Raw genomic sequence first — 11,895 nt, 5'->3', positions numbered from 1 at the left:
GGGTCGCTGCGGCACGTACGACACCTACGGGGCCAGGGCGTTGGCGGGCGCGGCGGGGGCCCGGGAGACGGTGGCGATGTGGACGAGGTAGTGCTCCCGCTCCTCCTCGGGGGTGTGCTTGGTGCGGAACGTCGACTCCAGCCAGCCGAGCACCCGCTCCGCCTCGGCGTCGGTGGGCGGGCGCTCGCCGAGCTCCTTCTCGAACTCGCGTATGCGGGAGGCGGGTTCGAGCACGCCTTCGGCGTACTGGCGCTGGTCGGTGTTGTGGTTGCGGGTGCAGGCGATGGCCTTGAGCACCGCGCCGAAGAACGCCTTGCCGTTGATCTCGCTCATCGGGGTCTCCCTCGTGGGTGGTGGGCGGGCGTCTGTTCGCGTTCGTGGGTCTGCCGGCGGGGGGGTGGGTCGGTCTGTGGGGCGTGTCCGTCCGCGGGGCGTGGGTCAGGCGATGAGGCCGACGCGGCGGCCGGCCTTCTCCAGCGTCACCAGTGCCTCGTCCAGGTCCTGGTCGGTGTGGCTGAGGTTGACGATCGTGCGCAGCCGGGGCAGTGCGCGCGGGACGGCCGGGTAGACGATCGGCTGGACGAACAGGCCGTCGCGCTGGCACAGGCGTGCCATGGCCTGGGCCTGTTCGGCCGTCGAGCAGAGAATCGGCACGACGGGCGACTCGCTGGCGAGCGTGTCGAAGCCGAGGCGGCGCAGCTTGTCGCGGTAGCGGCCGGTGAGGAGCCGCAGTTCGCCGGCGAGCCCCGGCGCCGCCTCCATGACCTCGATCGCCGCCTTGGCCGCCGCCGTCTGGGGCGGTGTGACGGCCGCGGAGAACATCCAGCCGCGCGCGTTGTTCTTCAGCGCGAAGACGAGGTCGCTCGACCCGGCGACGTAACCGCCCGCGCTCGGGATCGTCTTGGAGAGCGTGCCCATCTTCACCGGGACCCGCGCGGGGTCCATGCCGAAGTGCTCGGTGATGCCGCGGCCGGTGGCGCCGAGCACGCCGAGGCTGTGTGCCTCGTCGACCATCAGCGGGGCGTCGTACCGCTCGCACAGCGCGGCGATCCCGGGCAGGTCGGCGATGTCCCCGTCCATGCTGAACACGGCGTCGGTGACGACGAGCCGCCCCGCGTCGCCCGCCGTGCGCAGGGCGCGTTCCAGGTCGGCGAGGTCGTTGTGCGCGTAGGTGATGACCTTCGCGCCGGACAGGCGGTAACCGTCCAGGATGCTGGCGTGGTTGTAGACGTCGCCGATGACGACGTCGTCCGGGCCGACGAGCGCGCCGACCGTCGCCACGTTCGCCATGTAGCCGCTGGAGAAGACGATGGCGTCCTCGGTGCCGAGGAAACGGGCGAGGGACAGCTCCAGTTCGCGGTGCAGGTGCAGGGTGCCGGCGAGGAGGCGCACACCGTGGGCGCCCGTGCCGTGCCGCTCCAGCGCGCGCTGCGCCTGCTGGTCGATGTACGCGTGGCCGACGAGCCCGAGGTAGCTGTACGAGGCGAGGTTGAGGAACCACCTGCCGTCGAACTTGATCCAGGAGCCCTCGGCCTCCTCGATCACGGGCTCGTAGAAGTAGTCGTCCTGGGCGACCACCACCCGGTCCTCGACGGAGAGCGCGTCGATGCGGCGGTCGAGGAACGACCCCTGGGGGAGGTCGGACAGCCGTCCGGGCAGGGTCCGGCGCGGGGTCGGCGGGGTGCCGGGGTGGGCCTGTGCGATGCCGGGGTGGGTGGGTCCCGTGTTGGGGTGGGTCGGGGCGGTGCGCGGGTGGGGCTGTGCGGCGACCGGGTAGGTCGGTGCGGCGGAGGGGTGGAGCGGTGCGGGGTGGTGTGAGGGCGAGGGGTACGGGGCGAACAGGGCGGGCGCGGGGGCCGCCGGGGACGGCTCGGGCTGCCGGAAACGGTCCCAGTCGGGGACGAAGCGCGGGGCCGGCGGCGGGGTGGGTGCGGTCGGGGCCGGCGCGGGTGCGGCCTGGTGCGGGGGTGCGGGCCGGGACTGGGGAGCGGGGTGCGTCGGCGGGGCGGCCTGGGTCGCGGGCGGCGGGGCGGGGACGGGGTCCGGTACGGGCGCGGGCGTGGCGGTCGCGCCGCTCCTCGCGTCCAGGTGCCTGACCAACTCGCCCACCGTGGCGTGCTCGAAGAAGGTCACGGGGTCGACGTCCACGCCCTGGGCGGCGAGCGCGGCCGCCACCTCCACCGCCATCATCGAGTCGAGGCCCAGGTCCAGCAGGCTGTCCTCCGGGGACACGTCGCTCAGGTGGAGGGTCTTCGTCAGGATCGCGGAGAGCGACGGCCACAACCCGGCTTCGGAGGCCACGAGAGTCATCTGTTCGTCCTTCTGTTCGGGAACGGCGGACAGGATGTAGTGCGCGGGGGGCAGGCCGAGGGCCGTACGGAGCAGGGCGATTCCCTCGTCGGCGCGCAGGGCCGGGATCCCGCGCGACGCGGCGGCCTCGGCGATCCCCTCGCCCATGCCGACGGTCCACAGGCCCCAGCCGAGGCTGAACCACCGTTCGCCCAGGGCGCGTCGGCGGGCCGCGTACCCGTCGAGGTAGGCGTTGGCGGCGGCGTAACCGCTCTGTCCGAGGTTCCCGTGGACGGCCGCGACGGACGAGAACAGCGCGAAGAACCCGGGCCGCGCGTCCGGCGGGAAGGCGGCGTCCAGCGCGTGCACGCCGCTGATCTTGGGATCGAAGACCTCGTCGATCCGGTCAGGGGTCAGGGTGCGGGCCAGGCCGTCGCGCAGGACACCGGCCACGTGGAACACACCGTCGAACGGGCCTGTCCCGTGCAGGGTGCCGGCGAGTCCGTCCGGGTCGCTCACGTCGGCGCGGACGATCCGCAGGTCGCACCGGGACGCGAGCCGGTCGAGGCGTTCGCGCGCCTCGCCCTCCCGCGGCTCGGTCCTCCCCATCAGGGTGAGCCCGGCGCAGCCCTCCGCCGCGAGGAACTCGGCCACGTGCAGTCCGATGCCGCCCATCCCCCCGGTGACGAGGAACGTCCCGCCGGCGAGGGCGGGCAGGGGCGGACCGTCGCCGGGGAGGGCGAGCGGGGCGTGGGCCGGCTCGTACCGGACGCCGTTCCGCAGCGCCGATTCCGGGGGTGTGCGCGGCAGGGTGTCCAGCGGGTGCGGTGGTACGGCGGTGTCGTGCCCGGTGTCGCCCCCGCCGAGGTCCACGAGCCGGACGGACGCGCGCGGGTACTCGGCCCGCAGGGTGCGGGCGAGCCCCCAGAGCGCCGTATGGAACGGTTCGACCCGCTCGTCCCCGGTCACGCTCTGGGCCGTGTGGGTGACAAAGGTGAGGTCGGGCATCGGCGGGTGCGCCGCCAGGCGCCGGACGAGGGTGAAGACGCCGTGCAGGGCGGCCCGCGCCTCGCCGGCCTCGGTGAGGCCGCGGGGGGCGACGTAGACGACCTCACGGAACGCGGTCCCGGCGAGGACGGCGTCGACGCGGTCCTCGGAGAGGTCCTCGGGGGCCAGGTGTACCACCTCTTGACGGTCCGTCAGTGGATCGCCGGTCCGGTCGGACACGACGAGCGACGGACCGGTGGGAGGGGTTGGCCGGGCAGGCGAGGGGTGCTGTTCCGCCACCTGCCAGACGGTGGTGGTCACCGCGCCCTCGGGCGTGGGGGCGTCGGGGCGCGGCCGGCCGGGCGCCGGGCCCGCGCTCTTCAAGGTGATCCGGTCCAGCGTCAGTAGGATCTCGCCCTGCTGGTTGCAGACCGTGGCCCGGCCCCGTACGACCCCGGCGGCGGGTGTCCCCGTCGCCGCACCGTCCCCGCCACCGGCACCGGCGTCGGTGCGCTCGACCAGCGCCAGGACGGTGCCGGAGATCCGGCGACGGGCGGTGATCCGGCCCACGTACCACGGCAGGCACGCCCCGGCCGTGCCGTCGTCCAGCATGCCGAGGCACTGGAAGACGCTGTCGAGCAGCGCGGGCGGCACGAAGTGGCCGGCCGGCCGCGCGCCCGACGCGTCCTCCGGCTCCCTCAGCAGGGCGAGGATCCGGCCGGGGCCCCGGTGGACCGAGCGGATCGCCCGGAACGCCGGTCCGTACGTGATGCCGCTCGCCGCCCGCCACGCGTCGACCTCGGACAGCGGCACCGCCTCCGCGCACCCGGCGCGCAGGCCCGACACGTCGAGGTAGTCGGGCGGCGGCAGGGCGTGGCCGGTCGCCCGGGCGCGGCTGTGCACCACCCAGGCGGCGTCCTCGTGCGGGCGGGAGCGGACCGCGCAGCCCGCGTCCTCCACGGTGACCTCGACCTCGACGCCCGCCCGGGGGCCTGCGTCCGGTCCCTGTCCCGGTCGTGACGCGGCGGCCGGGAGCGCGAGGGGCGCGAGGAAGGCCACCTGGTCCAGCTGCCACCGGCTGTCCGGGCGGGTGGTGTCGCAGAGCCCGAGCACGGCGTCGATCTGCGCGGCGGCCGGCAGGACGGGCACCCCGCCGACCCGGTGGTCGCGGACGACCGGGTCGTCCTCGCCGAGGCGGGAGCGGCGGCCGGTCACAGCTCTAGGTCGAATCGGTCGGTGGCCAGGACCCGGCCGTTCACCTGGAGGTCGACGAGGTGCTCGCCCGGGTAGTAGGCGCGGGTCTGGATCTCCTTGATCGTGTGGGCCTTCTCCAGCGTCCTGCGTTCCCCCGGGGCCAGTTCGAGGGTGGAGAGCTTGAAGACCTTCGGGATCGTGCGGCCGTTCTTGCGGACGAGGTGCATCACGTAGTCGACGGCCACACTGTGCGCGCGGGTGTCGGTGTTCTCGATCTCGGCGCGCAGGACGAAGGTGTCACCGAGCGTCAACGTGCCCGGGGTGAGACGGAGTTCGGGGACCTTGATGTGTTCTCCCCCGGTGGCCCCGAGGATCGCGAGCGCGGTCTGGTCGCCCTTCTTCACGAGGGTGCGCAGGCCGTGCCGGACGATCCACGCCGTCTCGGGGGTGGGGCTCTCCTCGGTCCAGCGCAGGGCGGTGGCCAGGGCGAGGCCGGGCGCGTCCTTCGAGATGTCGTTGAGGTTGTTCGCGACGGACTTGCGGACGTATTCGGAGGGGTCGCTGCGCAGGGGTTCGAGCACCGCGAGCACCGGGGCGGGGTCCTTGACGAAGAGGGTCAGGGTGCGGGCCCAGGGCAGCCGCGACCTGGTGCCCTCGCTGGCCATGCGCCGGACGTTGTGGCTCGGGTCGGTGACCCACGCGGGCATGCGGCTCATCGTCACGTCGTAGTGCCGCTCGATGAAGGGCCGGATCGCGTACTCCGCCGTGTGCCGCTTGGTGATCTCGACCAGCGCGTCCAAGGACACCTCGGGGTGGTCGAGGCCGTACTCCTCGACGAACCGGGCGACCGGCATCAGGAACCAGCTGACGTTGAACATCCCCTCGCCCTCGGCGAGTTCGTCCTCAAGGATGGAGACGAGGATGCCCACGGCCTCGACGTAGTCCTCGGGGAGCCGGCTGCGCAGGCCCTCGGCGAGGACCAGGACGCGGTCCTTCAGTTCCTTGCCGGGAATCAGCCGTTCGACCTCGGCGGCATAGCCGTCGACGTCGAACGCCGGATGGACCGCGCGGATCTTTCCGCCGAGGAGGCGAGCCGCGTCGCCGTTGAAGTGCCGCTTCAGTCCGTACTCGGTGCTCATGATGTCGCTGACGCTTTCTTCGGGGTGAAGCTCGGGTGGGTAGGTGGCAGGGAATGCCGGAGTGAGGTCGTGGGGGCCGGTGGTGTCGGTGCCGCCGCGGCGGGCGCGGCTCCGGTGATCCAGAAGCGCTGCCGGTCGAAGGGGTAGGCGGGGAGGGTGGTGACACGCCCGTCGCCGCCCCGGTGGACCGCGTCCCAGGCGATGTCGGTGTGACCCTGGTGGTGACGCGCGACCAGCGCGGTGTGCAGTTGCTCCTGGTCGGGGTGGCCCCGGCGCAGGGTGTGCGACCAACTGACTGCCGGATCCGGCAGGCAGGCGCGCCCCAGGGTGGTCAGGACGGGGCTCGGGCCGATCTCCCAGAACGCCCGTGTCCCCGCCTCGTGCACCCGGGCGAGCCCCGGTGCGAAGAGCACCGGACGGCGGACGGACTCGGCCCACACCGACGGATCGGTGACCGTGGCCTCCGTGTGCCAGTCGCCCGACAGTGTGGAGATCAGCGGAACGCGCGGCGCGGACAGCTTCGTACCGGCGACCGCCTCCGCGAACGGGGCGAGGGCCCCGTCCATCGCGGCCGAGTGGAAGGCGTGGCTGACGGTCAGCCGCTGGGTCCGGTGGGCCGTCGCCCGGCAGAACGCGTCGAGCGCGGCGGTGGGGCCGCTCACCGTGATCGCGCGCGGCGCGTTGAACGCCGCGATCTCCACGGCCGGATGGTCCGCCAGGGCCGCCCGTACGGCGTCGGCGTCCGCGTGCACCACGGCCATCGTGCCCGTCGCGGGGCAGTCCTGCATCAGCCGGCCGCGTATCGCCGTCAGCCGCATCAGGTCGGCGAGGGAGACCACTCCCGCCGCCCAGGCCGCGGACAACTCGCCGACGCTGTGGCCCAGTACGGCGCCGGGGCGGATCCCCCACGACTCCAGCAGCCGCACCAGACCGACCTGCACACTCACGATCCCGAGCTGTGCGAACCGGGTCCGGTCGACCACCCCGGGCTCGGCGCCGAACAGCACTTCGAGCAGGGGGCGTTCGGTGTACGGGGCCGCCAGCTCGGCGCACTCGTCGACGGCCTCGCGGAACGCCGGCTCGGCGTCGTACAGCCCCCGTCCCATCCCCGCGTACTGCGAGCCCTGCCCGGTGAACAGGAAGGCGGTGGGCTCGGCGAGGTTCGACTGCCGGGACACGGGCAGTTCGCCCCGGCCTATCTCCCGCAGGCGCGCCGCGAGTTCGGCCGCGGTGGCGCCGCGGACGGCGACCCGGTGCCGCTGGGCGGACCGGCCGGCGTTGGCGGTGAGGGTGAAGTCGGCGAGAGCGCTGTCGGGTCGTGCCGCCAACGCGTCGGCGTAGGCCGAGGCCAGGGTCCGTACCGCTTGCTCGGTCGCGCCGCTGACCCGCAGGACGTGGCTGTCCCGCGCGGGGCGCTCCCGCACGGGTATCGCGGGTGGTTCCTCGATGATCACGTGCGCGTTGACCCCGCCCATCCCGAAGGCGCTGAGCGCGGCGCGGCGCGGGGACCCGTCGTCCGTGCGTGCCCAGGGCACCGGCCGGTCGGCGACGTAGAACGGGGTGTCCTCGAAGCGGATGTGGTCGTTGGGACGGGTCACGTGCAGAGTGGGCGGGATCTCCTCGTGCTCCATCGCGAGCAGGACCTTCACCAACGCGGCCAGTCCGGCGGCCGGTTCGAGGTGCCCGATGTTGCTCTTCAGCGAGCCGATCGCGCAGAACTGCGCACGGTCGGTGTGCGGGCGCCAGGCCCGGGTCAGGCCGTCGACCTCGATCGGGTCGCCCAGGCTGGTGCCGGTCCCGTGTGCTTCCACCATCCCGATCGAGTCGACCGTCACCCCGGTCCCGGCGTCCGCCAACGCGGCCGTGATGACTTCGCGTTGGGCGCGCGGGCTGGGTGCGGAGTACCGGGTGGTGCGGCCGCCGTGGTTCACGGCGGCGCCCTTGACCAGGCCCCGTACCCGGTCGCCCGCCCGCTCGGCGTCCTCGTGGCGGCGCAGCACGATCGCGGCGGCTCCCTCCCCCGGTACGAACCCGTCGGCGGAGTGGTCGAAGGCGCGGCAGCGGTGCCGGGGCGAGAGGGCCATCAGGTCGCCCATGGAGCGGAAGTACTCGGGGCTGATCGCGGCGTGCACCCCGCCGATCACCGCCGTGTCGATGTCACCGGCGCGCAGGTGCTGGAGCGCGGTGTGCAGGGCCACGAGCGAGGAGGAGCAGAGGGTGTTGACGACGACGCTCGGCCCGTTCCAGTCCATGAGGTACGAGAGCCGGTTCGGGATCATGGCCTCCAGCCCGAGCCCGCGTCCCGCCGCCACCCCGTGCCGTGCCCGCTCCTCGTGGTAGTGGTCGTGGCTGTACGCGATCCACAGGCCCGTACGGCTGTCCCGGGCGCGGTCGCCGAGCCGGCCGGCGTCCTCCAGCGCCTCCCAGATCGTCTCGTACACGATCCTGGCCTGCGGGTCGATCAGGGGTGCCTCGCGGGCGGAGATCCGGAAGGGCGCGGGGTCGAACTCGTCGACGGTCTCCAGGAAGGACGCCTGCGGCGGTGCCGCGGGGCGGTCGTCGCCGTGGGCGTTGCCGTGGTGGCTCCGGCGGTCGGCCGGGGGCGTACGGACGGTGTCGCGGCCCTCGCTCAGGAGGGACCAGTAGGCGTCGAGTGTGCGCGCGGTCGGGACGCGGATCGCCGCGCCGACGACGGCTATGTCACGGGGGGAGCCCGTGAACGGGGTGGGCGCGGAGACGGGCGCGGGAGCGGGGGGTGTCCTCCTGACCGGGGGCGCTGGTGGTTGTGGTGCGGGCGCCGCCTCCTGCGGCGGCGGTTCGGGCGCCGCCTCCCGCGGTTCCGCCGGGCGGGTGTGCTCCAGCGAGGCCACGAACTCCGGTGCCTCGCCGACCAGATGGGCGGCGAAGGCGCGCGGCGTCGGGTACTCGAAGAACACCGTCGGGTAGAGCGGGACGCCGTTCTCCCGCGTGACGCGCTCGCTCAGGCCGACCAGGCCGACCGAGTCGAAGCCCGCGGAGAGGAACTCGGTGTCCGCGTGCTCGGCGGGGATCCCGGTCAGGTCGAGGAACCAGCCGAGCACCCGCGCCTCGGGCGAGCTGTGCGCCGCGCGCCGCACGTCCGACGACACGCCTGGCGACACAGCTACCGGTGCGGGTGGAGGTGCTGGTGTCTCTGCCGGTGCCTCCGCCGGTGCCGGTGTCCGTTCCGGCTCCGGGTGCTGGTCGGGCCCCTTCTCCCGTACCACCACCGGTGTCCCGGCCTCCTCGTCCCCGCCGAAGGCCCTCAAAGGCACCCGCTTGGACGCGATGTCCCCGAACACCAGCAAGACCCGGCCCGCCTCGTCCGTCACGACCTGCGTGACACGGCACGCCTCCTCGTTCCAGAAGGCGACCTCGGTCCGTACGTACGCGGCCTCGTCCAGCGAACCGTGGACCAGCACCCGGTCCGCGGACAGCGGGATGAACGCGCTCGCGTCCTCCGCGCCGAACACCGGGTTGTCGGGGTCGATCGCCGCGATGGTGACGCTGTCGAGCAGTCCGGGGAACAGCCGGACGCCGGACGGGTTCATCGCGCGCTGGCGGCCGCCCTCGATGCGGGCCAGCGTGCCGCCGCCCGGCAGCGCGGCGACCCAGGAGATGTTCCGGTAGTAGCGGCCGTGGTGGTAGCCGATGCGGCGCAGCCAGCGGTAGAGGCCGGACCCCGCGTGCAACCGCGAGCAGGCCGGCAGCAGGGTGTCCAGCGGTTCGGGCGCCGGCGCGGGACCGGGGTCCGTGACGAACCGCCCGGTCACGTACGGCTCCGCTCCCCCGGCCTCCTCGACCGTGAAGCCGCCGTCGCCGTCCACCCTGCACTCCACACGCACCGCCCCCGACGGGATCAACGGCCGGTGGAAGAGGACGTCACGCACTCCGTGGAAAGTGTTTCCCCGCAACTCGGCTCCCTGGCGCAGGAAGTCGAACCACGCGACGCCCGGAAGCATGATCTTCCGGTACACCGAGTGCTGGGCGACGGGCACTTCACCCGGTCCGAAGACGCGAGAGAAGGCGTATCCCGCACCCTCACCTGTTCCTGTGTCCGTGTCCGTGGACAGGACGGTCGGTGAACCGGGTTCGGGTGAGCGCAGGGGTTCGCGGAGGTCCAGCGACCCCCCTCGCGGCTGGGCGAAGGGCAGTTGGCGCTTCGCCCAGGCCACGTCCGCCTGGAAGGCGGTCCAGTCGACGTCCTGGCCGGACTCGTGGACCTCGGCGGCGACCGCCGCGAACACGGCCTCCACCTGCCGGTCGTCCGTGGCCCGCGCCAGCCGCCCGCACAGCTCCCCGGGCGGCGCCCCCGCCGCGGACGTCCCGTCCTGCGCCCGGTTCTCCTGGCTCAGGACGTCGGCCAGCGCCTCTTCGAGCGTCACCCGGCCCCGGGTGAAGTCGGCGACCGGTCCCCACCCCGGGGGCAGGTCGACGGCCCGCTCGGGAAGTCCCAGGTCCCGCAGGGCGAGCGCGGCGGCCACCCCGGCGCAGATCCTCAGCAACAGGCCCGAGAAACGGGCGAGTCGGAGCCCGGAGGCCTCCTCGAAGCGGGCCACCACGTCCCGTACCGACGGGTGGGAGCGGTGGAGTGCCGACAGCCAGGCGGGCGGGGCCGCCGCCTCGGCGGGCCGTACGACCACGGTGTACGACGGGTCCCGCGGGCCGGGCACACCGGACCCCAGCAGCCGCGACCGCAGCGCCGTCACCAGCGCGTCGGCGTCGGTCCCGGTGACCACGAGGCGCTCGGCGCGGTGCGGCCGGGCGAGGCGGGCGGTGGCACAGACATTGCCGAGGTCGTCGGCGGCGGACGGCAGGAACGCCGTCCACTGCGCGGCCAGTTCACGCAGACCGTCCGGGCTGTCCGCCGACAGCGTGAGGACCTCCACCGCCCGCGCGGTCACCGTGCCGTCCGGGCCGGAACCGGTCCCGCCGGCCGCCGTCGCGCCGGGAACGGCTTCCGCCACGACGTGCGCGTTGGTGCCGCCGAAGCCGAACCCGCTGATCCCGGCGCGCCGGACCGCCGCCTCCGGCCACGGTCGTGACGTCGCGGGCAGGTGGAAGGGGCTCGCGTCCAACCCCAGCCGGGGGTTGGGCCGTTCGACGGCGGTGGCGGGCAGGACGCCGTCCCGCAGACACGTGATGATCTTGGCGAGCCCGGCCAGGCCGGACGCCGAGTGCAGATGCCCGATCCGCCGCTTGAGCGAGCCGAGCGCCACCGTGCCCCGGCCCGCGCCGTACTTCCCGAACACCTCGGTCAGCGCCCGCACTTCGATCGGGTCGCCGATGGCGGTGCCGGTGCCGTGTGCCTCGACGTACTGGACGGTCGACGGGTCGACCTTCCCGTACACCTTGGTCAACAGCTCTACCTGGGCTTCGAGGTTGGGGGTGGTGACCCCCATCGTGCGGCCGTCGTTGTTGACCGCGACGCCGGTGAGCGCGCCGAGGATCAGGTCGCCGTCGGCCCGCGCGGCGGCCAGGGGCTTGAGGACCAGCGAGGCCGCGCCCTCCCCCGGCACGTAGCCGTTGGCCCGCTCGTCGAAGGTGTGGCACAGGCCGTCCTTCGACAGGGCGCCGGTACGGGAGAGCAGGACGAAGGTCAGGGGGTCGATGAGCAGGTCGACCGCGCCGACCACGGCCATCTCGCACGCGCCGGTCCGCAGGCTCTGGCAGGCGAGCCAGACCGCCGTCAGCGAGGAGGAGCAGGCGGTGTCCACGACCAGGCTGGGACCGGAGAGGTCGAAGCGGTCGGAGAGCCAACTGGCGACGAAGTTCTGCGACCGGCCCCACAGGGCGGCCGGGACCGGACCGCCGGCGAGCGGTCCTGGGCCCTCCTCCGACGGGTCGGGGGACAGTCCCCGGCCGTGGTCGAAGCCGTAGGAGTTCATCCGGGCGCCGACGAACACCCCCGCGTCGAGCCTGCGCCGGGTACCGAGGTAGCCGGCGTCCTCCAGGGCGCGGGCCCCGACCTCCAGCATCAAACGCTGCTGGGGGTCGAGGAGGACCGCGTCCTCGGGTGTCATCCCGAACGCGTCGTGGTCGAAGGAGAACGGGTCCTGGAGGAACGCCCCCCGGTGGTGGGTGCCTTGGTGCCGGCCCTCACCCCGGTAGAGCTCGCGTGCCCAGCGGCTCGCGGGCACCTCGTCGACCTCGACGTCCTCGCGCGTCACCATCCGGCTCAGGTCCACCGTGTCTTCGGCTCCGGGGAGCCGAACGGCCATACCGATCACGGCGATCGGGCTGTCGTCGGTCACAGCACTCCCTTCGT

General features: G+C 73.7%; 4 protein-coding genes. All 4 read right to left on the bottom strand.

Annotation, left to right across the window (positions count from 1 at the left end; all coding sequences use genetic code 11):
* Window positions 1-24: 24 nt before the first annotated feature.
* Entirely contained in the window at window positions 25-333 is a 309-nt protein-coding gene (locus HA039_RS27380; protein ID WP_167034013.1) for a hypothetical protein, read from the bottom strand.
* Window positions 334-438: 105 nt separating this feature from the next.
* A complete protein-coding gene (locus tag HA039_RS27375) occupies window positions 439-4,491 on the bottom strand; it encodes an aminotransferase class I/II-fold pyridoxal phosphate-dependent enzyme (RefSeq protein WP_167034012.1) in 4,053 nt (1,350 codons plus the stop codon).
* Entirely contained in the window at window positions 4,488-5,609 is a 1,122-nt protein-coding gene (locus tag HA039_RS27370) for a DNA alkylation repair protein (RefSeq protein WP_167034011.1), read from the bottom strand. The genes HA039_RS27375 and HA039_RS27370 overlap by 4 nt, the downstream gene beginning before the upstream one ends.
* Window positions 5,606-11,881: a type I polyketide synthase gene (locus tag HA039_RS27365; RefSeq protein ID WP_243869778.1), complete on the bottom strand. Its 6,276-nt coding sequence runs from the start codon at window positions 11,879-11,881 to the stop codon at window positions 5,606-5,608. Before HA039_RS27365 ends, HA039_RS27370 begins: the two co-directional genes overlap by 4 nt.
* Window positions 11,882-11,895 lie beyond the last annotated feature (14 nt).

This window comes from Streptomyces liangshanensis, assembly GCF_011694815.1.
In the GTDB taxonomy this organism is placed as follows: Bacteria; Actinomycetota; Actinomycetes; order Streptomycetales; family Streptomycetaceae; genus Streptomyces; species Streptomyces liangshanensis.
The sequence above is the reverse complement of the archived record's forward strand: the minus strand, read 5'-3'. Positions and strand labels throughout refer to the sequence as shown.

Bases quoted from the DNA above. Each gene is read 5' to 3' on its own strand.
- HA039_RS27380 (WP_167034013.1), bottom strand. From the start codon at position 333: ATGAGCGAGATCAACGGCAAGGCGTTCTTCGGCGCGGTGCTCAAGGCC.
- HA039_RS27370 (WP_167034011.1), bottom strand. From the start codon at position 5,609: ATGAGCACCGAGTACGGACTGAAGCGGCACTTCAACGGCGACGCGGCT.